Source organism: Bradyrhizobium sp. DOA9 (genome assembly GCF_000617845.2).
GTDB lineage: Bacteria > Pseudomonadota > Alphaproteobacteria > Rhizobiales > Xanthobacteraceae > Bradyrhizobium.
Map to the genome: position 1 here is coordinate 1,973,725 of NZ_DF820425.1, position 25,541 is coordinate 1,999,265.

At 65.5% G+C, this 25,541-nt stretch carries 22 protein-coding genes and 1 pseudogene; 7 read left to right on the forward strand and 16 right to left on the reverse strand.

Annotated features, from left to right (window positions below; genetic code table 11):
* Together BDOA9_RS37765 and BDOA9_RS09100 are read right to left on the reverse strand one after the other, a co-directional pair.
* Window positions 1-639: pseudogene (locus BDOA9_RS37765) on the reverse strand (IS630 family transposase); the annotation flags it as partial.
* A 151-nt stretch (window positions 640-790) separates the two neighbouring features.
* The gene (locus BDOA9_RS09100; protein ID WP_025033624.1) at window positions 791-1,963 is read right to left on the reverse strand and encodes an ABC transporter substrate-binding protein; all 1,173 of its coding nucleotides are present in this window, start codon (window positions 1,961-1,963) and stop codon (window positions 791-793) included.
* A gap of 300 nt (window positions 1,964-2,263) precedes the next feature.
* Here BDOA9_RS09100 and BDOA9_RS09105 point away from each other — a divergent pair, with 300 nt between their 5' ends.
* Window positions 2,264-3,526, forward strand: a complete 1,263-nt coding sequence (locus tag BDOA9_RS09105; RefSeq protein ID WP_025033625.1) for an NAD(P)/FAD-dependent oxidoreductase — start codon at window positions 2,264-2,266, stop codon at window positions 3,524-3,526.
* Window positions 3,527-3,692: 166 nt separating this feature from the next.
* Here the strand turns inward: BDOA9_RS09105 and BDOA9_RS09110 are convergent, their stop codons facing one another.
* From BDOA9_RS09110 to BDOA9_RS09125, 4 genes are all read right to left on the reverse strand, one after another.
* Entirely contained in the window at window positions 3,693-5,360 is a 1,668-nt protein-coding gene (locus tag BDOA9_RS09110) for a tannase/feruloyl esterase family alpha/beta hydrolase (protein WP_244521459.1), read from the reverse strand.
* Between the two features lie 110 nt (window positions 5,361-5,470).
* Window positions 5,471-6,682, reverse strand: a complete 1,212-nt coding sequence (locus tag BDOA9_RS09115; protein ID WP_025033627.1) for an ABC transporter substrate-binding protein — start codon at window positions 6,680-6,682, stop codon at window positions 5,471-5,473.
* Between the two features lie 50 nt (window positions 6,683-6,732).
* Window positions 6,733-7,056, reverse strand: a complete 324-nt coding sequence (locus BDOA9_RS09120) for a 2Fe-2S iron-sulfur cluster-binding protein (protein WP_025033628.1) — start codon at window positions 7,054-7,056, stop codon at window positions 6,733-6,735.
* Between the two features lie 12 nt (window positions 7,057-7,068).
* A complete protein-coding gene (locus BDOA9_RS09125) occupies window positions 7,069-8,277 on the reverse strand; it encodes a cytochrome P450 (protein ID WP_025033629.1) in 1,209 nt (402 codons plus the stop codon).
* Between the two features lie 83 nt (window positions 8,278-8,360).
* Here BDOA9_RS09125 and BDOA9_RS09130 point away from each other — a divergent pair, with 83 nt between their 5' ends.
* A complete protein-coding gene (locus BDOA9_RS09130; protein ID WP_025033630.1) occupies window positions 8,361-8,867 on the forward strand; it encodes a MarR family winged helix-turn-helix transcriptional regulator in 507 nt (168 codons plus the stop codon).
* 358 nt (window positions 8,868-9,225) lie between these two features.
* Here BDOA9_RS09130 and BDOA9_RS09135 read toward each other — a convergent pair whose 3' ends face one another.
* Window positions 9,226-11,073, reverse strand: coding sequence for a feruloyl-CoA synthase (locus BDOA9_RS09135; RefSeq protein ID WP_025033631.1), 1,848 nt, complete (start codon window positions 11,071-11,073; stop codon window positions 9,226-9,228).
* Between the two features lie 152 nt (window positions 11,074-11,225).
* Between BDOA9_RS09135 and BDOA9_RS09140 the strand changes: the two genes are divergently transcribed.
* Window positions 11,226-11,732: a MarR family winged helix-turn-helix transcriptional regulator gene (locus BDOA9_RS09140; protein ID WP_025033632.1), complete on the forward strand. Its 507-nt coding sequence runs from the start codon at window positions 11,226-11,228 to the stop codon at window positions 11,730-11,732.
* 185 nt (window positions 11,733-11,917) lie between these two features.
* A complete protein-coding gene (gene atzF, locus BDOA9_RS09145) occupies window positions 11,918-13,735 on the forward strand; it encodes an allophanate hydrolase (RefSeq protein WP_025033633.1) in 1,818 nt (605 codons plus the stop codon).
* Between the two features lie 96 nt (window positions 13,736-13,831).
* Here atzF and BDOA9_RS09150 read toward each other — a convergent pair whose 3' ends face one another.
* The 9 genes from BDOA9_RS09150 to BDOA9_RS09190 all read right to left on the reverse strand — a co-directional run bounded on the left by BDOA9_RS09150 (window position 13,832) and on the right by BDOA9_RS09190 (window position 23,756).
* Window positions 13,832-14,554 (reverse strand): GntR family transcriptional regulator, encoded by a 723-nt coding sequence (locus tag BDOA9_RS09150; RefSeq protein ID WP_025033634.1) that lies wholly within the window; start codon window positions 14,552-14,554, stop codon window positions 13,832-13,834.
* Complete coding sequence (hpxZ, locus tag BDOA9_RS09155) at window positions 14,551-14,946, reverse strand: oxalurate catabolism protein HpxZ (RefSeq protein WP_025033635.1); 396 nt, start codon at window positions 14,944-14,946, stop codon at window positions 14,551-14,553. The genes BDOA9_RS09150 and hpxZ overlap by 4 nt, the downstream gene beginning before the upstream one ends.
* A gap of 1 nt (window position 14,947) precedes the next feature.
* Window positions 14,948-16,342, reverse strand: coding sequence for an AtzE family amidohydrolase (locus BDOA9_RS09160; protein ID WP_025033636.1), 1,395 nt, complete (start codon window positions 16,340-16,342; stop codon window positions 14,948-14,950).
* A 4-nt stretch (window positions 16,343-16,346) separates the two neighbouring features.
* On the reverse strand, window positions 16,347-16,526 hold the full coding sequence (locus BDOA9_RS09165) for a DUF4089 domain-containing protein (RefSeq protein ID WP_025033637.1): 180 nt from the start codon (window positions 16,524-16,526) through the stop codon (window positions 16,347-16,349).
* An 18-nt stretch (window positions 16,527-16,544) separates the two neighbouring features.
* Window positions 16,545-18,314 carry a dipeptide ABC transporter ATP-binding protein gene (locus BDOA9_RS09170; RefSeq protein ID WP_025033638.1) on the reverse strand — a complete coding sequence of 590 codons (1,770 nt, stop codon included), beginning with the start codon at window positions 18,312-18,314 and terminating at the stop codon, window positions 16,545-16,547.
* Between the two features lie 94 nt (window positions 18,315-18,408).
* Complete coding sequence (locus BDOA9_RS09175; RefSeq protein WP_025033639.1) at window positions 18,409-19,308, reverse strand: ABC transporter permease; 900 nt, start codon at window positions 19,306-19,308, stop codon at window positions 18,409-18,411.
* A gap of 3 nt (window positions 19,309-19,311) precedes the next feature.
* Window positions 19,312-20,325, reverse strand: coding sequence for an ABC transporter permease (locus BDOA9_RS09180; RefSeq protein ID WP_025033640.1), 1,014 nt, complete (start codon window positions 20,323-20,325; stop codon window positions 19,312-19,314).
* Between the two features lie 215 nt (window positions 20,326-20,540).
* Entirely contained in the window at window positions 20,541-22,160 is a 1,620-nt protein-coding gene (locus BDOA9_RS09185) for an ABC transporter substrate-binding protein (protein WP_025033641.1), read from the reverse strand.
* 216 nt (window positions 22,161-22,376) lie between these two features.
* Window positions 22,377-23,756 carry a caspase family protein gene (locus tag BDOA9_RS09190; protein WP_025033642.1) on the reverse strand — a complete coding sequence of 460 codons (1,380 nt, stop codon included), beginning with the start codon at window positions 23,754-23,756 and terminating at the stop codon, window positions 22,377-22,379.
* Window positions 23,757-23,830: 74 nt separating this feature from the next.
* Here BDOA9_RS09190 and BDOA9_RS09195 point away from each other — a divergent pair, with 74 nt between their 5' ends.
* The 3 genes from BDOA9_RS09195 (at window position 23,831) to BDOA9_RS09205 (ending at window position 25,539) form a co-directional block, all read left to right on the forward strand.
* Window positions 23,831-24,544 carry a hypothetical protein gene (locus BDOA9_RS09195; RefSeq protein ID WP_152033194.1) on the forward strand — a complete coding sequence of 238 codons (714 nt, stop codon included), beginning with the start codon at window positions 23,831-23,833 and terminating at the stop codon, window positions 24,542-24,544.
* Between the two features lie 65 nt (window positions 24,545-24,609).
* Window positions 24,610-25,044, forward strand: a complete 435-nt coding sequence (locus tag BDOA9_RS09200; protein WP_025033644.1) for a hypothetical protein — start codon at window positions 24,610-24,612, stop codon at window positions 25,042-25,044.
* 42 nt (window positions 25,045-25,086) lie between these two features.
* Window positions 25,087-25,539, forward strand: a complete 453-nt coding sequence (locus BDOA9_RS09205; protein WP_042335899.1) for a hypothetical protein — start codon at window positions 25,087-25,089, stop codon at window positions 25,537-25,539.
* Window positions 25,540-25,541 lie beyond the last annotated feature (2 nt).

Here is a 25,541-nt window from a genome sequence, read left to right on the forward strand (position 1 = left end):
TCGACATAGGCGCGAAAGCTCGCGCCATCGATCGGCCCCTCGATGAACCATGGCGCATCGATCCGGTCATGGCGCAGGGCCGCCAGGAAGGTCATGGTTTTCCAGCGGCCGTGGGGAACCCTGGCGTGAAGTCTGTGCCCGCGCGGTGCCCATCCGCGCAGCGGAGCCATATCGGTCCTGGTCCAGGTCTCGTCGATGAAGACCAGCCGCTCAGCTTCGACCTGACCTTGATACTTTGCCCACTGAGCTCGCCGCCGCGCCACGTCGGGTCGATCGCGTTCGCCAGCCGCCACGCTTTTTTTTGAAGCTGAGCTTCTCGGCATGCACGAAGTCCCACACCGAGTGGTAATCGACCTTCAGGCCGCGTCCGGCAAGCTCGGCCACGAGCCCCCGTATAGTGAAATCGCCGTCCTTGATCCGACGCGACAGCCAGACTGCATGCTCGCCCGAAATCGCCTTCGGCTTGTAGCCGCCTATCTGACTAGGCTCGACGCTGCCGGTCTCATCGACCCGCTTCATCCAGCCAATGGCGGTGCTGATCGCGACCCCAAACTGCTTGGCGGCCCGATTACGGGACATCCCGCCCTCGATCGCGGCCACGACACGCTTACGAAGATCTAGAGAGTACGGCTTGCCCATCCATGCTGGCCTCCTTCCAGCAAGCATGGTGAATCAGAAACAAACTGATTTGGGAATCCCAAATCGATTCAGACTAAAGCCATCCCGCTTTAGCGGAGACCCCGTCACCATGGCCCTCTCCCCGCTTGCGAGGAGAGGGAATGGCAAAACCTCACTTCATCTTGCACTTGTCGTGGAAGCGGTCCTGGTCGTTCTCGACGATGGTGGCGACGGTCTTCAGGGCGAGCTGGCCTTCGGAATCCTTGACCACGTCCTGCAGGTAGAAGTTCTGGATCGGAATGTGGTTGTTGCCGAACTTGAACGCGCCGCGCACCGACTTGAAGTTGGCCTTCTCCATCTCGGCCTTCATCGCGTCCTTCTTGGAGGTGTCGCCCTTCACGGCGACGACGGCGCTGTTGATCAGGTTCGCGGCGTCGTAGGACTGCGCGCCGTAGAAGGTCGGGCGCAGGCCGGGATACTTCTTGCGGTAGTCGGCGACGAAGCGCTTGTTCTGCTCGTTGGGGAGGTCGTTGACCCATTGCTGCGCGCCGGGCACCCCGAGCGCGTTCTCCTTCTGCAACGGCAGCGAGAGCTCGTCGATGGTGAAGGCGGTGTAGAGCGGCATCGTGCTCTTCAGCCCGGCCTGCGCATATTGATTGAGGAATTGCACGCCCGCGGCACCGGGATAGAACACGAAGATCGACGCGGCGCCGGAGGCACGCGCCTTGGAGAGCTCGGCGGAGAAGTCGAGCTGGCTCGGCCACACCGTGTATTCCTCACCCACGACCTGCCCCTTGAAGGTGCTCTTGACGCCGGCCAGCATGTCCTTGCCGGCGGCGTAGTTCGGGCCGATCAGGAACACCGATTTGACGCCCTTCTGGTTCATGTAGGTGCCGACCGCCTGCGGCGTCTGGTCGTTCTGCCACGAGGTCGAGAACACGTAAGGCGAGCACAGCTCGCCGGCGAGCTGCGACGGACCGGCGTTGGCCGAGATCAGGAAGGTCTGCGAGTCCACCGCGGTCTTGAGCGAGGCCAGGAGCACGTTCGACCAGATGTAGCCGACGATGAAATCGACCTTGTCGGACTGCACCAGCTTCTCGGTCTTCTGCTTGCCGACGTCGGGCTTCTGGCCGTCGTCCTCGTAGATCACCTCGACCGGCTTGCCGTCCATCTTGCGGCCGAGATGGTCGAGCGCGAGCTCGAATGAATTGCGCATGTCGTTGCCGATCACGGCGGTTGGACCGCTGAAGGTCGAGACGAAACCGATCTTGATGGTGTCGCCGGCGGATGCCGGGCCTGCCAGCACAAGCGCCGCTGCGCCCGCCAGCCAGAATGCCGTCCTCATAACAACTCCCCTCCTTATTATCGGTCCCGGAAGCGGGGTGATCGCCGCGCCAGGCCTGTCTCTATTGAACGCAAAATCCGTCGCGCCGCCAATGGCTCAGCGCCCGCCCCTGCACCATATTTCGCTCCGATCGGAGATGGCAAGAAATATAATTCTACTCAACTCGACGGAGGCTGCGGCGCTTTTTCGCGCCGGATCGATACACCAGGCCTATGCGACGATTGATGACCTCTATTGGACCGCGGCACCCAATCCGCACTTAAATGAAGAGGCGCAACAGCGAGATTCGAGGGTTCAATCATGGCCGCAACTCCCCATCGCGTCGTCATCGTCGGCGCCGGCTTCGGCGGGCTGGAGGCGACCTACCGACTTGCGGGCGCCCCGGTGGAGATCACGCTGATCGACCGTCGCAATCACCATCTGTTCCAGCCGCTGCTCTACCAGGTCGCGACCGCCTCGCTCGCGACCAGCGAGATCGCCTGGCCGATCCGCCATCTCATGCGCGACCGACGCGAGGTGACGACGCTGTTCGCCACGGTGAGCGGCGTCGATGCCGGGCGGCGCTCCGTGCTCATCGATGACGGCAGCGAGGTGCCTTACGACACGCTGGTGCTGGCCACCGGCGCTCGGCACGCCTATTTCGGCCACGACGAATGGGAGGCATGGGCGCCGGGCCTGAAGACGCTGGAGGACGCGACCACCTTGCGCCGGCACATCCTGGTGGCGTTCGAACGCGCCGAGCGCGAGAACGATCCGGCGAGGCGCGCGGCGCGACTGACCTTCGTGATCGTCGGCGCCGGCCCGACCGGCGTCGAGCTCGCCGGCACCATCGCCGAGATGGCGCATCACACCCTGCCCGGCGATTTCCGCAACATCGACACGCACAAGGCGCGCGTGGTGCTGATCGAGGCGGGGCCGCGCGTGCTGGCAGGCTTTCCCGACGATCTCTCGGCCTATGCGCAGGCCTCGCTGGAGAAGATCGGCGTCGAGGTCGTGCTCGGACAGGCCGTCACCGAGATCAACCGCGAGGGCGTCGTGTTCGGCGGCAAGCTGCTCGAGGCGAAGACGCGGATCTGGGCGGCCGGCGTGCGCGCCTCCCCCGCCGCCGAGTGGCTGGGCGCGCCGCACGATCGCGCTGGACGCGTGCTGGTCGAGGCCGACCTGACGATTCCCGGCCATCCCGAGATTTTCGCGATCGGCGACACCGTCAGCATCAATGCCTGGGACGGCAAGCCGGTGCCCGGCATCGCGCCGGCCGCCAAGCAGCAGGGCCGTCATGTCGCGGAGACCATCATTGCGCGGCTGCGCGGCGCTGCGACCGGCCCGTTCCGCTACAAGCACGCCGGCAGCCTCGCCCAGATCGGCAAGCGGCTGGCGGTGATCGACTTCGGCAAGGTCAAGCTGCGCGGCGCCATCGCGTGGTGGATCTGGGGCATCGCCCACATCTACTTCCTGATCGGCCTGCGCCACCGCCTCAGCGTTGCGCTGAGCTGGCTGTGGATCTACGCGCGCGACCAGCGCGCGGCGCGGTTGATCACGCAGGGGTCGAGCAAGGTGGTGTGACGATGCTCTCGTGTCCCGGACGCGGCGCGGCATGTCCGGGCGATGCGATGCATCGTCCCGCATGGCGCGACGCAGAGCCGGGACCCATATTTTGAGCCTCGGCTCTGCGGCGCATCGCTTCGCGCTGCACCGCGTCCGGGGCACGAGACCGCCGATACACAACGAGCTACGGCGCCTTGCAAACGAAATTCGCGGCGTCCTCGCTGTCGCCCTGGCCGGAATACGCGGCGTAGCTCGGATACGGGCAGAGCGGCCGCGTGCGGCCTGGGCTCCAGGATGCGGGGATTTCCTTGTTGGCGGGACTGGCCGACGCGATGATGCGCTCGGGTGCCTTGCCCTTCTCGACCCAGTCGATCAGCGCGGCCAGCGCATCGAACTTGTCGAGAGTGACGCCGCCACCGCAATGCGTTTCGCCGGGAATCGTGAACAGGCGCGCGACGATGTCGGCCTGCCCCTGCAGGTTCTTGTTCAGCCGGTCGTACCAGCGGATGGTGTCGTTCACCGAGAACACCGGATCGGCCTGGCCGTGATAGATCAGCATCTTGCCGCCGGACTTCTGGAGGGATGCGAGCTTGGGATCATCGACGTCGGGCGGCGTCATGAAGTCCATGGCCGATTCCGTGAAGGTCGCGTCCTTGGCGAAAATCCTCGGTGCGTCCTTGTCGAAGTCATAGGCCTTCAGGGCCTCGACCAGCTTCTCGTTGCTGCCTTCGACCACGACCGGCGGCGTCGAGAAAATGTAGTTCAGCGACGCTGCACCCATGGTGGCGATGATCGGATAGTTATTCCAGGGCGCGATGGGGCTCTCGACCTTCCAGGTGCGCCAATTGCCCGTGCCGACCCCGCCATCGAGGGGCCAGTCGGAATAGAGCGCCTCACCTTTCGAATTCTTCGGGCCGGCGAGGCTCATCTTCAGGGCGTCGACCTTGGCTTCGGACAAGCAGGCGCTGTTCTGCCCCGGCGCGCAGACCAGGCTCTTGAGATCGAACGCCTTCTGGCAGGCGGCGAGATTGGCCGTCAGCCCGTCCTTGACGCCGTCGAGCGCATCGCAGGCCTCCGTGATGCGCGAGGACACGAGCTGAGCGTCCTCCTTGGTGATGGATTTGCGCAGATCGGGATCAGCTTTCAGGAAGGCCTGCACGTCCCAGGCGTGCTGGATCGCAGCGCGCGGCAGGTCGAAGCCAGGATTGCCGACGAGGAAGCCGTCGTAATTTTCCGGCATCCGCGACGCCGCCACCATGGCGTGACGCCCGCCGTTGGAACATCCCGCCATATAGGAGCGATCCGGCTTGCGCCCGTAATGCAGGGCGATGATCTGCTTCGCGACCGGCGACAGCGTCATGTCGGCGGCATAGCCATAGTCGCGCCGCGCCTGCGGATCGAGGCCGAACGCCGCGCCGGCCGTCAGACCCAGCGACTTGTTCGCGGGGTCCGAGCCGGAATGACCACTGTCCGACGACAGCACGGCAAAGCCGCGCGCCAGCGGCACTGTGCCGCCGAAGGCCAAGGCCTCGGGCAGGCTGCCAAGAGCGGGCACGACCACGCCGTCATTGCCGCCATTGACCTGGTGCAGGAAGCGGCCGTTCCACTCGGCCGGCAATCGCAACTCGAACCCGATCGCATAGGATTTCCCATCGACGCCGGTGCGCTGGTTGGCAAGGCCCGTCACGATGCAATGTTTGGGCAGACCGCTTCCCGCGTCCTGCGTTTTCGACCCGGTGATCTCGACACCGGAGATGCCGAGCGAAGCGGTGGTGACCGGCGAACAGGCCTCGCCGTCGGCGCGCGCCAGCGCGGTCGATCCCAAAAGCGCGGCCAGCGCGGCGGTTGACATTAAGCCAGCCCTCATGGCGGACCCTCCCTATTTAATTATATGTTATAATTATTACCCCCATTTCATAGTTTGGCAAGTGCCGCCGCACGATGTCGGAGGCACAACACCCTTTACTTCACCAGTTCGCATCCGCCTTCCGCCAGCGGGCGGAACGCCTGATCGGCGGGAATGGTCGAGACCAGCTTGTAATAGTCATACGGATATTTCGATTCCTCCGGCTTCTTCACCTCGAACAGATACATCGGATGCACGACGCGACCGTCCTGGCGGATCGTGGTGTCGCCGAACAGCTTGTCCTTGCCCTTGAACTTCTTCATCTCGGGCACGACCCGCTTGGCATTGTCGCTGCCGGTGGCAGCGACGGCGTTGAGATAAGCGAGCGTGGAAGCATAGACCCCGGCCTGATTGCCGCTCGGCATCTTGCCGTTCATGCCGGGCCGCGCGGCAAAGCGCTTGGCGAACGCGCGGGTATCGTCGTTCATGTCCCAGTAGAAGGCTTCCATGAGCTGGAGGCCCTGCGCGACCTTGATGCCCATGCCGTGGATGTCGTTGATGAAGAGCAGGAAGGCGACGAGCTTCTGGCCGCTCTGCTGGATGCCGAATTCGGCGGCCTGCTTCACCGCATTGATGGTATCGCCGCCGGCATTGGCAAGCCCGATCACCTGCGCCTTCGAGCTTTGCGCCTGCAACAGGAAGGAGGCGAAATCGGAGGTGCCGAGCGGATGCTTGGAGGAGCCCAGCACCTTGCCGCCGTGTCCCTCGATGTATTTCTGCGCCTCCGCCTCGATGCCCTTGCCGAGCGCGTAATCGACCGTGAGGAAATACCAGTCCTTGCCGCCGCGCGACACCATGGCGGCTGCGGTGGTGTTGCCGGTCGCCCAGGCATCGTTGACCCATTGGATGGTATTGGGCGAGCACGCCTTGCCGGTCAGATCAGAGCTCGCCGTCGATGACGCCAGGAAGGTCATTCGGCTGTCGCGCAAGAGCGCGTTGATGGAGAGGCCGACGGCCGAGTTCGGCACGTCGACGATGGCGTCGACGCCTTCGACATCGAGCCATTTGCGCGCGATGGCATTGCCGACATCGGCCTTGTTCTGGTGATCGGCATAGACGATCTCCACCTTGATGCTCTTACCGCCACCATTGAAGTCCTCCGCGGCCATGCGCGCGGCCTCGACCGAGCCCATGCCGTTGGTGTCCTGGAAGATGCCGGAGATGTCGTTGAGCACGCCGACGCGCACGACATTGTCCGATATCTCGGCGCTCGCCGCGCCGGTCACCAGGCTCGCGGCCAGTGCGAGCGTCCACTTCAGATGCTTCATCATTCCCTCCCCTGTTTGTTGGTTGCCGGCCCTCGCCGGCGAATCGAGAATCAGATCTGCCGCTCCGGCAGTCTCAGCACGAGCCCGTCGAGTTGGGACGTCATGGTGATCTGGCAGGACAAGCGGCTGTTCGGCCGCCGCTCGGCGGCAGTGCCGTCGAGCAGCGCATCCTCGTCGTCGGCCATCGCCGGCAGGCGCGCGAGCCAGCTCTCATCGACATAGACGTGGCAGGTGGCGCACATCGCGTTGCCGCCGCATTCGGCCAAAATGGCGGCGACGACGTGACGGGTCGCCGCCTGCATGGCGCTCTCGCCGTCTGAAGTTTCGACGCGGTCGGGCTTGCCGTCGGCATGGATGAAGATGATGTCGGGCATCAAGACTCCTCGTCAGGCGGGGGTGATGGTGACCGGCAGGCTGTCGAGCCCGCGCAGCGTGTTGTTGAAACGGCGCTTCGGCTCGCCCGTGATCTCGATCTTCGCGATGCGGCGCGCCAGCGCCGTCAGCATCACCTCGCCTTCGAGGCGGGCGACGAGCTGGCCGACGCACATGTGGATGCCGGAGCCGAAGCCGACATGGCCGGAGGTGCGGCGGGTGATGTGGTAGCGGTCGGGCTTGTCCCAGCGCCGCGGATCGCGGTTGGCTGCGGCGAGGAACATCAGCACCTTCTCGCCCTCGCCGATCTTCGCGCCGGACAGCTCGACCTCACGGGTGGTGGTGCGGAAGAAGGTCTGCACCGGGCTCTCGAAGCGCACCGCCTCTTCGAAGGCCCCGCGCGCCAGCGTGAGATCCTCGCGCAGGCGCTGCCATTGATCGGGAAAGCGTGCGAGGCAATACACGGCAGCGCCAATGCCGTTGACCGTGGTATCGAGTCCGGCCGAGAGCAGCGAGCGCACCAGCAGCGGCGCTTCGGTGGACGTGATGGCACCCTCGTCGACCTGCGCGTGAATGCAGGCGCCGAAGCCGCCGGGTGCCAGATTCGCGCGCTGGCACTGCTCGGCAACATAGGCCTGATGCGGTGCCGATCGTTCGATCGCCTCCTGGCGCAGCCGGTTGGGTGGACCGAACGCGTTGAACACGACGCCGGCATAGGGGATCAGATGCTCGCGCCCCTCCGGCTTCAGGCCGAGCGCATCGGGGAAGATCGACAGCGGATAGGCCTCGGCCAGGTCGGTGATCGCGTCGAAGCGGCGCTGGTCGAGCAGGGCGTCGACCCGTTCCTCGGCCGCCGCGGCAAAACGGTCGCGCACCTGCTTCATCGCCGTCGGCGACAGCACCTTTGACAGAACGGCGCGGGTGCGGGTGTGCGCGGGCGGATCGGCCTCGAGGATCAGGCTCGGCGGGCGCCACGGCGCTTCCTTCTTGAAGTCGGACAGCCCGACGCCGCGGCTGGAGCAGAAGGTTGCGGGATCGTTCAGCACGGCGTAGACCTCGGCATAGCGCGCCACGCCGTAGACGTTCCACTTGTCGAGATAGACCACGGGGCCGGCTTCCCGCAGCAGCTCATGGGCGGGATAGGGGTCGGCAAAGAAGCTCATGTCGAAGGGATCGACGTCGAGATGCGGGACCCCCGATCCCGCGGAGCCGGATGCGGTCATGGAAGACCTCCCTCATTTTGATCTTGTGAAAGGACGGCGCATGCCCTTAGGTCTTTGCGCCCGCCGCTAATCAGAAACCCGATATGCCGCCGTCCTCGACCAGAGCCCGCCACAAGCCCGCGCCCAGCGATGCGGGACCGACGCTCGATCTCGACCGTTACGTCCCGGCCTTCATCACCTTCATCGCCAACAAGCTGTCGAACAGCGCGACCGCGTTCTATCAGCGCGAGTTCGGCGTCAACGTCACGGAATGGCGGATCATGTCGCTGCTGGCGATCGAGCCTGGCATTCCGGCCTCGCGCATCTGCCACGTCATCGGCTTCGACAAGGGGCCGGTGAGCAGGACGCTGGCGGGCCTCGAGAAGCGCGGGCTGATCTCGATCCGCACCGATCCCAACGACGGCCGCACCCATTCGATTTCGCTGACGGCGAGAGGCCGCACCACCCATGACAAGGTGATCGTGGCGGCGTTCGAACGCGAGCGGCGGCTGCTGTCCTGCCTGAGCAAGGACGAGCGCGAGGTGCTGATCGAGCTCTTGCGCCGGCTGCACGAAAATCTCGGCGCGGTGACCGGCGGCATCGAAAGCTGACGGGTCGCGCGCGGCGCGCAGTCTCCCGTCATTCCCGGTCATGCGCCGGCATTTGCCGACGGCACCTCTTCTGCCGTGCATTGCTTCCTCCAGAAAAGAACGCAGCGGTTGGCTCGCCGTCATCTCAGTCCGGAACCGTTCGCACAAATTAGTTGCTAAGGCAACAAAAGAATCGGCAGGATAATGCGGCAGGGTTGCTGGCCTGCTTTTGCGAACTCCTCGCCTTTCCCGTCATTGCGAGCGCAGCGAAGCAATCCAGATTCCTTCCGCAGGAAGGGTCTGGATTGCTTCGTCGCAAGGGCTCCTCGCAATGACGACGTGGAAGAGCGCGCCTGAAGTCCCCTTGGTCAGCTGCTAGCTACAACCCGATCCACTCCCCCGACGCGTCATCGTTCAGCAGCGCCACCACGTCGGCGCGCCGTGTCAGCACGGCGCGCTGGTTGATGTAGCCCTTGTCGGTGATCTCGCCGCCGTCGACCGACGGCGGCTCGGCGAGCAGCAGCGCGCGGGTGGCGTGACCGGAGGAATTGGCACTCTGCTGTTTTAGCTTCGCCAGACCCTGTGCGATTGCCGCCCTGATCCTGTCATGCGCCAGCACCTCGCTCACGTCCGCCGTCTCCGGCAGGCCGGCATGCGCGCGGCAAGCCGCAATATTCGGGAACACCAGGAAACGCACCTCGTCGCCGCCGTGACCGGCGACGACGATGTCCTGCGCCAGCGGCGCCAGCGCAGCGATGCCGGCAACGCGTAAGCCGCCGACGCTGACCCAGGTGCCGGAGTTGAGCTTGAAGTCTTCGGCAACGCGGCCGTCGAAGAACAGGCCGCGCTCCGGCCGCGCGCTGTCGGCAAGCTTCACGGCATCGCCGATCAGGTAGAAGCCCTCCTCGTCGAACGCTTGCCTGGTCAGCTCCGGTGCCTTCCAATAGCCGGGCGTGACGTTGGGGCCGCGCACCCGCACCTCGAGCTTGTCGCCGGAGGTGACGAGCTTCAGCTCGGTGCCGGGAATCGGCACGCCGATATTGCCGGAGCGCTCGGCGAGGAAATGACAGTCGGTGGCGAGCGGCGAGGTTTCCGTCGAGCCCCAGGCCGAGACCATCGGCAGCGCGCGGCCTACGGTCTTGGTCGAAAGTTCCGCCAAGGCATCCCAGAGATTCTGCGGCAGCGCGGCGCCGGCATAGAAGGCGAACTTCACCTCGCCGAAGAAGCGGCGGCGCAATTCCTCGTCATTGCGCAGCGCCGCGATCAGCATGTCGAAGCCGCGCGGCACGTTGAAATAGACCGTCGGCATCACGCTTCTGAGGTTGGCGAGCGAAGTCGCGAACAGGCCCGGCGCGGGCTTGCCGCCGTCTATGTAGAGCGCGCCGCCGTTGCGCAGCACGAGGTTGAAATTGTGGTTGGCGCCGAAGGTGTGGCTCCAGGGCAGCCAATCGAGAATGACGAGATCGCGGCTCTGTTCGAGGAAGGTCCAGGTCTGCGCCTTGGCCTGCTGGCTCGACGTCAGCATGCGCTGGGTGTTGATGACCGCCTTGGGCGTGCCGGTCGAGCCCGACGTGAACAGGAATTTCGCGATCGTGTCCGGCGTCAGTGCAGCGAAGGCTCTCGCGACGTCGGGCGTCTCGGGCGTTGCTGCAACGGCGCGGAACGCGAGCGCGTCGGCATCATCGGCATTGCCGCTGATGATCTGCGCGTTGTGCAGCGGCTTGATGGCGGCCAACGCCGGCGCGAACGGCTGGAGCGCAGAGACGTAGATCGCGCCGGGTTCGAGCAGCGCAATCATGCTCTTGAGCTTGTCGAAATCCCTCGACATCAGCGAATAGGCCGGAGAGATCGCCGCCGAAGGCACGCCGACATGCTGGGCGGCGAGCGCGAGCAGCGCGTGATCGATGCTGTTGTCGGAGAGGATCGCGAGCGGGCGGTCCGCGCTGAGCCCTTGCGCCAGGATCCAGGACGCGGTGGCGCGCACCTTCCGCAGCGCCTGCGCATAGGTGACGGTGGTCCAGGGCATTTCGACATTGCCGCGCTCGGCGAGGAAGATCGCGTCCGGCCTTTGCTGCGCCCATTGCTCCAGCCAGTCGCCGGTGCAGCGCGCGAACTCGCCGAGAGGCTCGGGCGAGCGCAGAACGATGCTGCCGTCGGGCCGATGCTCCGCGACGGTCCTCGGCGCTGCGAACAGGCCTGCAACGTCACCATGTGAGGCGATCGTCATGGGTTTCCTCCTCCATCCCGGCTACGGGATCGGTCGCAGCCTCGTTCCGGGCCGCCTTGGTCATAATGTTGGGCACGCCAATTGTTGTCGTCAACAACAATCTTTCGCTTGTGACTCAAGCGCGCTAGGATTGCGCGACAGGAGACACCGACTTGCCACCCACCGCAGCCCGGGCCGACACCCGCCACGGCCCACGCAAGCGCGCCGGCAACGGCGCTGTACCGCGGAGCGACGCAGACGGCGTCGGCCTCGACGCACTGGTCGGCCACGCCGGCTATGCGGTGCGGCGCTTCCAGATCTGGATCTTCCAGGACTTCATCAAGACGCTCGGCGAGGTCGACATCAGGCCGACGCAATATTCGGTGCTGACCGTGATCGGCGCCAATCCGGGCCTGTCGCAGATGGCGGTGGCAAAACGCCTCGGCATCGAGCGCGCCCGGCTGGTGCACCTGCTCGACAGCCTCGAGCAGCGCAAGCTGGTGAAGCGGATCAAGTCGAAAGAGGACCGGCGCTCGCATGCTTTGCACCTCACCGCGCAGGGCGAGACGGCGCTCGAGAAGTTCAAGCGGCTGGCGGCCGAGCACGAGCGGCACGTCGAGGCGAAGATCGGCAAGGAGAACCGGGCGCAGCTGCTCCGGATCCTCTCCGGCTTCACCTGATCCCGACTGCCCATGATTTGGGCAGATGGGTCACTGAGGCGACCGGCCGAGCGCCGGCCGAAATATCGCCCAAGCCACTGATCGCACGATAGGATCCGGCACGATGGTCCTGCCCGGATTCTGTACACAATGGCACATCGCTTGCTTCACTCCGGGCGAAGACGAATTGCCGGAGTTTTGCCGCCATGGGGGCCGAGCAGCCTGAAACGATCGCCGCGATTGTGGCCGCGCACCGCGCGGGCCGGCTTTCGCCGGCAGAGACGGTCGCGCGGACCTATCGGCGCATCCGCGACTACAACGATCCCGCCGTGTTCATCAGCCTGCGCGACGAGAAGGACGCGGTCGCGGAGGCCGACAAGCTCGCGGCCCGCGCGGACGCGGCCAGCCTGCCGCTCTACGGCGTGCCGGTCGCGGTGAAGGACAATATCGACGCGCTGGGCTTTCCCACCACCGCGGCCTGCCCGGCCTTCTCCTACACGCCCACCCACGATTCGACCGCGGTCGAGCGCCTGCGCGCGGCCGGGGCGATCATCATCGGCAAGACCAATCTCGACCAGTTCGCGACCGGCCTCGTCGGCGTGCGTTCGCCCTATGGCATTCCCAAAAATTCGATCCGCGAGGATCTCATTCCCGGCGGCTCGAGCTCGGGTTCGGCCACCGCGGTCGGCGCCGGGCTGGTGCCGCTGTCGCTCGGCACCGACACCGCCGGCTCGGGCCGCGTGCCGGCGATGCTCAACAACATCGTCGGGCTGAAGCCGAGCCTCGGCATGATCTCGACCGCAGGCCTGGTGCCGGCCTGCCGCACGCTGGACTGCATTTCGGTGTTCGCACTCACGGTGGACGATGCCGCGCTCGCGCTGTCGGTGATGGCCGGCCCCGACCAGGCCGATCCGTTCTCGCGCGACCGGCCGCTCGGCGCGATCACGCCGATGCCGGCGAAGCTGCGCCTGGGCGTGCCGCGCAACGGCCAGCTGATCTTCTTCGGCGACAAGCAAGCGGAGGCCGCCTACAACGATGCGCTGAAGCGATGGACCGCGCTCGGGGCCACGCTGGCCGAGTTCGACCTCGAGCCGTTCTACGAGACGGCGCGGCTGCTCTATGAGGGGCCGTGGGTCGCCGAGCGTTATCTCGTGATCAAGAACCTGCTGGCGTCCGCGCCCGACACGATCCACCCCGTCACGCGCGAGATCACAGCGGCGGGCGCGCGGCTGACCGCGGCCGAGACATTCTCGGCGCTCTATCGCCTGCAGGGCCTGCGCAAGATCGCCGAGCGCACGTTCGCCAACATCGACGCGCTGGTGCTGCCGACGGCGCCGACGGCCTACACCACCGCGCAGGTGCTGGCCAATCCGATCGAGCTCAACAGCCGGCTCGGAACTTACACGAACTTCGTCAACCTGCTCGACCTCTGCGGCCTCGCCGTACCGGCATCGATGCGCAGCGACGGCATTCCGTTCGGCATCACGCTGCTGGCGCCCGCGGGATGCGATGCGCTGCTCGCGAGCATCGGGCGGGTGTTCCATGCCGATACGAAGCTGACGGTCGGCGCGAAGGGGGTGGCGCAGGCCCCGCTCGCGCCACTCCCGACCGGCGGCGACGACGAGATTCCGATCGCGGTGGTCGGCGCGCATCTGTCCGGCATGGCGCTGAACGGCGAGCTGACGGCGCTGAACGCACGCTTGATCGAGGCCACCAGGACGGCCGCCGACTACAAGCTCTATGCGCTTCAAACCACGCCGCCGAAGCCGGGCCTGCTGCGCGTCGCGGCCGGCACAGGCGCTGCGATCGAGCTGGAGATCTGGTCGTTGTCGTCATCCGCCTTCGGCAAGTTCGTCAACGCGATTCCCGCACCGATGGCGATCGGTACGATCAGGCTAGCCGACGGGCGCAGCGTGAAGGGCTTTCTCGTCGAGCCGGAAGTGCTGGGCGATGCGCGGGATATCACCGCGTATGGCGGCTGGCGCGCCTTTATGAAGGAAGCTACAGCAAAGCAGGTCTCGTAGGGTGGGCAAAGGCGCGCTCTTCGCGCGTCGTGCCCACCATCACCATAAGGTGGGCACGCTTCGCTTTGCCCACCCTACGGCACCGAGCGCACCGTCTTACACCGACACCGCGTAGATCTCGTACTCGCCGCGCACCAGCTCGATATGCGCGCGCATGGCGGCGGCGGCGCCCTGCTTGTCGCCGCGCATGATGGCGACGACGACGCGGTCGTGCTCGGCCTGCGACTTGGCGAGGCGGCCGAGATTGCGGAACTGGGCGCGGCGGAACGGCTGCACGCGCACGCGGGTCGCGAGCGTGATTTCGGCGATGTAGCCGTTCTGCGAGCCGGCATAGATCGCGTTGTGGAAACGCTCGTTGACCTCGTGGAAGCGCTCGGGATTGCCGGTGTAGCTCAGCACCCGCAGCTCCTCGTGGACGGCCTCCAGGCCATGACGCTCGGCCGCCGACATGCGTTCGGCGGCAAGGCCCGCGCACAAGGCCTCGAGCTCCGCCATCGCCTCGAACATGCCCTTCAGCCGCTCGACGGATGGCCGCGCCACCACGGCGCCGCGATGCGGCCGCGCCTCGACGAGGCCGCTTGCCACCAATTGGCGCAACGCCTCGCGCACCGGCGTGCGCGAGACGTTGAAGCGCCGCGCGATGTCGGTCTCGTCCAGCGGCGAGCCCGGCGCCAGCGTTCCCCGCACGATCTCGTCGGCAAGCTGCAGCCGCAGCTCCTCGGCGCGCGTGACCTTCAGCAGCGACGGCGATGCGCGGTCGACGCGCGGCACCACCGGCTCGGCCGGCAATGCGCCCTGCGGAAGATCATCAAGCGTCATACGGTCTCTTTCGGCTCCTCGATGATGCTGACATGAGCGGCGACGACGCGCCAGCCCTCCGGGAAACGTATCCACGTCTGCATCTGCCGGCCGACCTTGCCGGGAGCCGTATCGCGATAGAACAAGGTGGACGCCACGGCCGTGTCGCGGCCGTAGCTGGTGATGACGGTTTTCGCGGTGCGGCGGTTGAGCCCGACCGGCGAACGGCCGGCGCGAAAACCGGAGATTGCCTCGTAACCATAGAGGTTCTCGCCGATGCCGTAGCGCAAGGTGCGGGGATCGTTGCGGAACAGCTCGCCGAGCACGGCGACGTCGTTGCTGACGAGGGCCTGCTCATAGCGCTCGAACGCGGCTTTGACGTCCGCGATCACCTCGGGGAGATCGATCTCCATGTCAGATTCCTCTCGGTGCGGGCGCCGCGGCGACGCCCATCTTCTCCAGCGCGTGCGCGACGCGGAGCGCGATATCCTCGCGCCAGGGCGCGCAAATGATCTGCACGCCGATCGGCAGCGGCTCGAGCGGGACAGGGACGGCAACCACCGGCAAGCCGATGAAGGAGATCGGCTGGGTGTGGATGCCGATATTGGCGCGCACCGGCAGCTCGACGCCGTCCAGATTGAAGTTCACCTGTCCGAGCTTTGGCGCGGTGCAGGGCGTCGCCGGCGCCAGCAGCACGTCGACCGTTTTGAAGATCTCGGCAAGCTGTGCGCGATACCAGCGACGGAATTTTTGCGCGCGATCGACCAGCGGCGCCGGGACCAGGGCGCCCGCGATCAGCCGGTCGCGCACCGCCGGGTCAAAGTCGTTCGGGCGCTTGCGCAGGCGGTCGAGATGCAGCGAAGCGCCTTCGGTGGTGGTGATGACATAGGCGGCGGCACGGGCGCGCGAGGCTTCGGGAACGTCCACCACTTGCGTCGCGCCCAGCGCCTTGGCGACGCGGCTGACCGCCTCGACCGCTTCCGGAAACACGTTCTTCTGGAAGTGCCCGCCGGCGATGGCGATGCGTAGATCCGAAACAGGATTGGCGAGCAACGGCAGCGTTGGCTCCAGCCCGCGGGTCGTGCAGGCGCTGTCCTCCGCGTCCGGCCCCTGCATCGCGTCATAGGCGAGCGCGAGATCGACGACGGAGCGCGCGAACGGGCCGAGATGATCGAGGCTCGCCACGAACGGGAACGAGCGCGCGCGTGACAGCCGGCCATAGGTCGGCTTCAGGCCGAAGATGCCGCAGAACGACGACGGCACGCGGATCGAGCCGTTGGTGTCGGAGCCGAGCGCGATCGGCACCAGCGCGCCGCCGACGGCGCTGCCGGAGCCGCCGGAGGAGCCGCCGCTCATCCGCGTGGTGTCGTGCGGGTTGCGCGAGGGGCCATCATGGATGTTCTCGCCGGTGAAATCGTAGGCGTATTCGCCCATGTTGAGCGCGCCGACGAGAACGGCGCCGGCCGCCTCCATCCGCTCGATCAGCGTCGCATCGCGCCTGGCGGGCGCGAGGTCCCGGTTGATCTTCGAGCCGGCGCGCGTCGGCAGGCCCGCAACATCGAACAGGTTCTTGACGGCGAAGGGTACGCCGGCGAGCGGGCCGACTGTCTTGCCCGCAGCGATGTCGGCGTCGATCCCGCGCGCTTTCGCGCGGGCGCGTTCGGCGGTGACGTCGGTGAAGGAGTTGAGGGTGCGATCATGCTGCGCGATGCGCGCGAGCGCGGCTTCGGTGGCAGCGAGCGCGGACATCTTGCGCCCCGCGACCGCACTTGCAATCTCGGCGGCCGTCATCTCTGGCTTGGCGGACATGGGGTCAGGCCGTGAAGATCGGTGCCGGCTCGGTGTCGTCCGGCAGCGCGAATTCGTCGACCAGACGGCCGAGCCGCAGCGAGACCTCGAGGTTGGCGCGCACGGCAGGCCGCCAGGCCTCCTCGATCGGCAGCGCCAGCGCCTTCGATACGGCGTCGATATAGTCGTCCAGAGGTTCGGCCATCACGCTCTCAAAAATGTCTCAATGCACCGGCAGCGGCGGATGCGGGATCGCCGTCAGCAGCTCCTTGGTGTAGTCGTCCTTGGGATCGCTGAGCACCTGCTCGGACAAGCCCTCCTCGACGATCCGTCCCGTCCGCATCACAATGACACGATCGCACAACAAGCGCACCACATTCAAATCATGCGAGACGAACAGATAACTCATACCTAACCGCGCCTTGAGGTCCTGCAGCAGATTGAGGACGACGGCCTGCACGGAGACGTCCAGCGCCGCGGTCGGCTCGTCCAGGATGACGAGCTTGGGATGCAGCGCGATCGCCCGGGCGATGCCGACGCGGGCCTTCTGGCCGCCGGACAATTGGTGCGGAAAGCGGTCGAGCAGATTGTGCGGCAGGCCGACCATGGTGGCCAGTTCCTCGCAGCGGGCGCGCAGCGCGTCGCGTCCCCTGATGTCCCCCAATTGCATGATCGGGTCGGCAATGGCGCGGGCGGCGGTGAAGCGCGGGTTGAGGCTGTCGGTCGGGTCCTGGAACACCATCTGGATGCGGCTGCGCTGCGGCAGCCGCGCGAAGGCGGCGGGAGCGATGTCGGAGATGTCCTCGCCGTCGAACTGGATCAGGCCGGAGGTCTGGTCGAGCAGGCGCATCACCATCATCGACGTGGTCGATTTGCCGCACCCGGATTCGCCGACCAGGCCGACGCTCTCGCCATGGCCGATGACGAAGCTGATGCCGTCGACGGCGCGGAACACGTCCGGCTCCACCGTCGGCTTGCGGCCGAACAGCTTGCCGAGCACAGCGGTGGCGCCCTGGCGGGGATATTCCTTGACGAGCTTGTCGACGCGGAGGAGGAGCTTTGGATTCTCGTCACCCCCGGGCTTGACCCGGGGGTCCATCGACTGAGACGAGTCCTGCGAAGCGTGATGGATGGCCGGGTCAGGCCCGGCCATGACAGAGGCACCCTCCTCTTCCGGCAGCAGATCGCGCAAGCTCACACCGAGCCGCGGCGTCGCGCGCATCAGCTTCTTCGTATAGGGGTGCTGCGGGTTCGCAAAGATGTCGGCGGCCGTGGCGGTCTCGACGACCCGGCCCTTCTCCATCACCACGACGCGGTCGCAATAGGCGGCGGCGAGGCCGAGATCGTGCGTGATCAGGATGGTCGACATCGCGCGGCGCTTCGTCAGCTCGACGATCAAGTCCATCACCGCCTTCTGCGTGGTGACATCCAATCCCGTCGTCGGCTCGTCCGCGATCAGGAGCTGCGGATTGCAGGCCAGCGCGAGGGCGATGACGACGCGCTGGCACATGCCGCCCGACAGCTCGAACGGATAGGCGTGATAGCGCTCGCGCGGGCGGGCGATCTTGACCTGCTCCAGCGCCTCGATCGCCTTCTCGCCGTGATCGGCGACCTGGGCCTGCTGCACATGGGTGCGCAGGACGTCCTCGATCTGATCGCCGACCTTGCGGATCGGGTTGAGCGCGGCGCGCGGGTTCTGGAAGATCATCGAGACTTCGCGGCCACGCAGATCGCGCATCTGGTCTTCGGTCGCCGCCTTGACGTCGATGCCGGCGAACATCACCGAGCCCTCGGCGATCTTGCCGGCGCGGTCGAGGATGCGCATCACCGCGTAGGAGGTCACCGACTTGCCGGAGCCGGACTCGCCGACGATGGCGAGCGTCTCGCCCTTTGCCACGGAGATGTTGACGTGCTGCACCGCCTTGACGATGCCGCGGCGGGTGGTGAATTCGACCGTGAGGTCCTGAACGTCAAGCAGCGGCTGGGCGGTCATGGACGGCTCCCGTCACTCAAACATTCGAAAACAACCCCATGCACAGTGGAGCGGCGACTGAAATCATTGGAGAATTTTTGACGGACGTCTGCCATCACGTCCTCCGCTGGGGATCGACGATGTCGCGCAGGCCGTCGCCGAGGAGGTTGAAGCAGAACACGGCGATCATCAGGGCAAGGCCGGGGAAGAGCGCAATCCACCATTCGCCCGACACCATGAAGCCCGCGCCTTCGGCGACCATGATGCCCCATTCCGCGGTCGGCGGGCGGACGCCGAGGCCGATGAAGGAGAGGCCGGCGGCGTTGAGGATGGCGTAGCCCATGGTCAGCGACATCTGCACGATCATGATCGGCATGATGTTCGGCAGGATGTGCACCAGCAGGATGCGGAATTCGCCGTTGCCGGAGAGACGCGCAGCCTGCACGAAGCCGGCATTGCGGCGGACATTGGCTTCGGCGCGCGCGACGCGGGCATAGAGCGGGAAGTTCACGATCGCTGTCGCCAGGATGATGTTCTGCACGGTGTTGCCGAGCGCGGCGACGATGCCCATCGCCAGCACGAACAGCGGGAAGGCCATGATGGTGTCGGCGATGCGGCCGACGACGCGGTCGGTCCAGCCGCCGAAATAGCCGGCCGCGATGCCGGCAAGGCCGCCCATCAGGAACACCAGCGCGACCGAGGCGATCGCGATGAAGAAGTCGAGGCGCGTGGCGACGATGACGCGGCTGAAGATGTCGCGCCCGAGCTGATCGGTGCCGAACCAGTGCGCCGCCGACGGCGGTTTGAGCGCAGCGGCCGTATCCGAGGCGAGCGGATCGTAGGGCACCACGTAAGGGCCGAACAGCGCGGCAAACACGATGATCAGGAGCAGCGCAAAGGCGAAGCCCGTGACCTTGTTCTCGCCGAGGACGTAGCGGGTCTGTTCGAGCACCGCGACGAGGCCCGACGTGCGGGCGGGGCCGACAGGTTCAACAGCAGGCGCAACGGAGCTCATAGCTTAGCCCTCCAACCTGACACGCGGATCGATCACGCCGTACAGGATGTCGATCACAAGATTGAGCAGCACGTACATCACCGCCATGGTCAGCACGAAACCCTGCACCGGCGCGAAGTCCGAGGAGATCAGTGCTTCCACCGCGTACGAGCCGATGCCCGGCCAGGCGAACACCTTTTCGACCAGCACGTTGGCGCCCAGCAGGAACGAGAACACCATGCTGAGCGTGGTGATCACAGGCAGCATCGCGTTGCGGAAGGCGTAGGTGACGATCACGGTCGCCGGCGACAGGCCGCTGGCGCGCGCGGTGCGGACGAATTCGGATGCGAGCACCGCAAGCATGGAGGCGCGTGTCATGCGCGCGATCGGCGCCAGCGAGAAGATCGCGAGCGTCGTTGCGGGAAGGATGAGCTGGCTCAGGGCCGAGCGGAACGCTTCAAAATCGCGCGCGATCAAAGTGTCGATCAGATAGAAGCCGGTCACCGTCGGCGGCGCGCTGTAGAACACGTCGAGACGGCCGAGCGGCGCCGGCGACCAGCCGAGCCAGAAGTAGAAGACATAGACCAGCACGAGGCCGGTGAAGAACACCGGCAGCGACACGCCGGCCGTGGTCGTGACCCGGCAGAGATGGTCGATCCATGATCCCGGCCGCGTCGCCGCGAGCACGCCGAGCGGGATGGCGATCGCGATGGAGACGAAGAGCCCGAGCAGCGTCAGCTCGGCCGAGGCCGGCAGGCGGTTGCGGATCTCGGTGGCGACCGGCTGGCCCGTCGTCAGCGAGTTGCCGAAATCGCCATGCGCGAGATCGTTGGCATAGCGGAAGAACTGCTCGATCAGCGGCTTGTCGAAGCCGAGCTTTTTCCGGATCTGCTCGACGGCTTCCTTGGTCGCGGCGGGGCCGGCGAAGTAGGCCGCCGGATCGCCCGGCAGAGCGCGCGTCAGCAGGAAGGTGACGATGACGACGCCGATCAGCGAAGGAATCGCGAACATCAGGCGCTTGCCGATCATGGTCAGCATGGGGTGCTCCGCTGGCTTGCTTCGCCTCTCCCGCTTGCGGGAGAGGCCGACGTGCTCGCAGAGCGCGGCGGGTGAGGGCTCTCGCCGCGCGGGGACACTCTAGGCAAACCCTGCCAACCCCAAAGCGGAGACACCCTCTCCCCAACCCTCTCCCGCAAGCGGGAGAGGGAGCCCAGTGCCGATGCCGATGCGTCGCCGACGATCAGCATCACCTTTCACCCCTTCGCCATCGCGCGATAGTCCAGCCTGCGGTGGAACCAATACTGGTAGCCGCTGATGTTCTTCTGCATCGCGACGTTGACGAAGGGCTGATAGAGCGGGATGCGCGGGACGTCGGCGAAAGCGAGATCGACGAAGCCTTTCACGTCCTTGTCGTAGGTTGCCGTGTCGCCGATCGACGCGGCGGTTCGCGCGCCGTCGATCAGCTTGTCCATCTCCGGCGACTTGTAGCTCATGGTGTTGAACACGGAATTGTTGCCGTGATAGCACCAGTAGAAGAAGTACTCGGGGTAATCGAGCCAGCCCGAGAACACGTTGGTGAACAGCGGCATCTCCTTCTTGTTCAATTCGGTGCGCCAATTGGCGCCGGGCACCTTGTTGATGGTGGTCTTGATGCCGAGCTGGGCGAGGCTTTCCTGCACGAGGATGCAGAGCGGCTCGTTGACGCCGGCGAAGTTGAGGTCGAACGAGATCGTGGTCTCGAAGCCGTTGGCGTAACCGGCTTCCGTCAGCAGCGCCTTCGCCTTCTCGATGTCGGTGTTGTACTTGTGCGGCTGCGGCCAGGCGACTTCGGTGGCCTTGTCCTTTGCGCCGAACATGGGATTGCCGAGGCCGAACAGCACCGCGTCCATGATCTTCTGATACGGCAGCGCATAGGCGATGGCCTGCCGCACCTTCACATTGTCGAACGGCGGCTTGGTGACGTTCATGCCGATGTACTGGATGCCATTGGAGAACGGCAGCGACACCACGTTGAGCTTGCCGTTCGCCTTCATCTCCTGGAAATCCTTGAACGGCAGCTCATAGGAGATGTCGGCGTCGCCGCGCTCGAGCAGCGCCCGGCGGTTGCCGGCCTGCGGCACCATGCGCCAGATCACGCGCTTGATCTTGGGCAGCGGGCCGCCGACCCAATCCTCGTTGCGTTCCATGATCACTTCGGTGCCCGCGGTCCACTTCGTCACCTTGTAGGCGCCGGAGCCGGCGGTCTGCTGTTTTGTAAACTCGAGACCCCACGGATCCTTCTCGCTCGCATTCTTCTTCACGAGCTCGGAATTGACGATACAGGGCACGATCACTGCGAGATCGGGAATCGTCAGGCGATCCTTCTTCAGGAAGTCGACGCGCACGGTGTAGTCGTCGATCACGACGAACTGCTCAGGTTTGGTGAGAGAGCCCGCGCTCATCTGGAAGGTGGGAAAGCCGCCGACGCTCACCGCGCGATCCAGCGACCATTTCACGTCCTTCGCCGTGACGGGTGCGCCGTCGTGGAATTTGGCGTTCTTCTTCAGCTTGAAGGTGACCGACATCTCGTCGATCTTGAAATCCTCGGCGAGCTCGCCCTTGAACTTGTCGCGGTCGTAATAGGGCACGCCGCCGGGGCCGCTCTTCATCTCGTGGCTGATCAGGCGGTCGTAGCAATTCCAGGAGACTTCATAGCCGGGCACGTTGGTGCCGATGCCATGGATGTCGAGATTGTTCGGGCCGCCTTCCGAGACGATCAGCAAGGTCTCCGAGCGGGCATCGGCCCTGGCCGAAGAGATCACGGACGGCATCGCCGGAAGCGCCGCGCCAGCGGCCAACCCGGAAACGGATTTGAGGAAATCGCGGCGCTTCATGAAATCGCTCCAACATGAAAGTTTTTGGTTGGAACTGGATTCGCAAGGTTCGTGCCAAGGCTTAACGAGACGTTGCTTTTTGATTAAACCATTGATATCAAACGTAAAATTTTCCCAGGCGCCAAACAGGCGCAGCTTGACGTCACCTTCATTGCATACAAAGCTGCGCATTTGCCCAATAAATAGACCGCTCAAATCAGAAGCTTATTCGATAGGCTATTGGCAGAAGTCCTCGTTGTTGACCCGCAGGCAGCGCGGCGCCGCGACCGTCTTCCGTCCGGCGCAGCCGTCCTTGCCATCCACCTTCTTGAGTGCGCGCAACGCGGCCATGGTCGGCCGATACCAGAGGAAGTGTTCGTCGGAGAGCTGTGAGGCGCGGCGCAGGCCTCGGATCGTCGCGGCGTCGAATATCCCGCCCTGCTCACCGCCGAAGCAATCGAGCCGCACCAGTTGCTCCTGGATCAGCTGCACCAGCTCGCGGCCCTCATAGGTCGGCCCGGCACTGTCGAGCACAGTGATCTCTCGCAGGCGCGAGGCAGCGGCCCGCGCTTCATCTGCCTCTGGTGTATCCGGAAACAGCGCTGCGACGAGATCATAGGCTTCGGGCGTCCGCGTCTGCCGCGCGCGATCGAGCACCAGCGAGGCAGGGGATGCAGCCGCGGGAGCCCTGGCGGCGGCACCCTTCCTCAGCTCGGCGGCGGCGGCGCGCGCATCGTTGGCCTCGGGGCTTGCCGGAAAGCGATCGATCAGGAGATCATAGAGCGCGACATTACCGGTCTCCTTCGCTGCGGCGAGCAATTGCGCGGCCTGGCTCGGCGGAAGCGGCGGCGGCACGAAGTAGAAGTCGAGCTCGAGCGAGGTGGATTCCCAGGGAATCTGCTGCTCGCCGGTCGAAAGGCGCACCTGGCGGCGCACGCTCTTGAACACGTCCTCCAGCCGCTCGCCGGGCACGGTTATCGCATCCGCCAACGCCTTCGTATAAGGGCTGTGACCGTCCTCGCCGTCGAAGGCGGCCTTTCCCGAGCCGGTCGCCGAGGCGATGAAAACTCCAAATACCGCGCCCATCGGCACCAGCCCGAGCGTCGCGCCGCCGGAAACGCCAGGCGGAAAGGGATTGTCGCGGCAGGCATCCACGATGAGGATGTTGAGCGCATTGCCGGAAGCGGCGAGGCGATCGGCAAGGCGCTTGACCGGAAGGGATTGCGACACGATGTCGGCGCGCCGCTTGATGTCGGCATTGATGGGCACGAGGTAGTTGACGCCGTCACTCTCGACGCCATGACCGGCGTAATAGAGCACGGCAACGGTCGAAGGACCCCGGGCCTTCACCTTTTGCGCAAACTCCTCGACGTCCTGCGACAGGCTCTTCAGGTCGCGATCGGCGACCAAGTCGACATCGAAGCCGGTCTGCCGCAACCGCTCCGCCATCAACTGGGCGTCGCTTACGGGATTGGCGAGCGTGCCGAGTTTTGCGTAACGGGCGTTGCCGATCACCAGCGCGATCCGCGGCGCGGAATCGGCGACCGGTTTTCGGGTCTGTGCCGCGGCGCAGACGGCACTTGTCACCTGGACAATGACCGCTACAGCCAGGATCATCGCGAGAGCGCTTAATCGCATTACCATCACACCGTCATGTCCCATCGAGGTTACGCAATTGACGTCACGCTGTCATGCCGGGGCGCGCCGCGCAGACGCGGGAAGATTTGGATCGACAATCGGGAGGGCTGCTCTCGACGAGGAGGCGGCGTCTATCTAGAATTGAGTTTTTCAGAAAGCATTTTTTGCCCTCCATGCCGCGTCCAAATCTCCTCTTCCGATCCACCCTGCGGCTCATCGCGACCGGCGCGCTGTTCACCTTTCAACCGCTGCCGGGATCGGCCGGCGTGCTGAGCGGACGCGAATTCCAGAACCTGATCGCGGGCGGCCCTGAAGGCACAACCATCGTGTTTCAGGGCGGCACCGACAAGATCTTCTACTCGCCGAGCCTGAAGAACCGGCTGCGCCAGAGCAACGAACTCGGCCCCGAATTCCTCAAGCAGAAAATCCTGCAGAACACCGTGACCGAAGGCACGTTCATCGGCGCGACCACCGAGGGCGGCAAATGGCGCACCATCTCGGGAATCGCCGGCATCGCGGCCGACGCCGACAGCGGCCATGGCGTGCTGACGCTGCTGCAAACCTTTCCCGAAGACACCAGCATCAAGGCGTTCCAGAAGCGCGACCGGCTCTATGCCGTCGTGATCGTCGAGGACGCGCCGGGCGGCGTCGTGTGCCGCAGATCACAGTGGGAGCGTCTGTTCGCGCTTAAGGGTGAACCGAGACTGACGACAGTGCCGTGCGAATTCACGGTCGGCAACGCGGTGACCCCAACGTCAGCGCGGTAAGGGGGACTTTCATGACGATACTGACTTCCGGAGCCCGCAGGGGCCTCCGACAGACCGGCTCGCGCATGCTCGCGCTGATCATGCTGGCGATTCTAGCCGTGCTGATCCCCAACCGGGACACATCCGCTTCCACCGTACTGAATGCTGCGGCGGCCACCGCCAATTCCGGCCTCTCGGCGTGCAACGCCAGCCAAGGCAAGGCTCTCTACAACTGCGTCGCGGACGTGCTCGAGCGCGTGGCCAATGACGTCAATTCGGTCAGAGTCGGGGAGACTCAACGTGCGCTCCTGACCGCCGCCAGCCAGTTGCGCGCTGCGAGCAGCAAGGCGCAGGCGCTTTCCGCCATTACACAATGCCAGGCCGCGATCGCAGGCGCGCTGCGGCAGGTGAAGGCAACACCCGGCGGCAACATGATGGTGCCCGGATGGGGCGACGATGGGCTTGCGTCGATAGCGGGCGTGTTGGCGCGAGCGGCGCGAATGATCCAGGCCAAGGGATAGGACGGACAGGACGGGACAAGGGATAACAACAGAGGAGGATACATGATGGCTAGCGGACATGACCTGATCAGATCGACGAAGGCGCGGCTGCGCAGCATCTTGGTATTGCTGCTGGTCGGAGCCGCCGTGCCGGCGGCGGGCCCTGCCTACGCCGGAGGCGGCGCCGCTGCGGCGGCCGCGGTCGGCAGTGCCGGCCTGCAATCATGCAGCGCCATCGCCGGCAAGATGCTCTACGACTGCGTGGCAGGTGTCCTGGATCGCATGGGCGGGACCCTCAACCGGTATGATCCTCCGGAGGCACGCAGCGCGCTCCAGAGCGCGGCCTCGCAGCTGCGCGCCGCGAGCAACAAGGCTCAGGCACTCTCCGCAATCTCTCAGTGCCGGTCCGTGTTCGCCAGTCTCGTCAAGCAGGCCACCGCTGGTCACGGCTCCGGGCTCAGCGCCATCGTCGGCGTCTTGGCCAAGGCGGCCCAGCTGATCCAGTCCAAAGGTTAGCG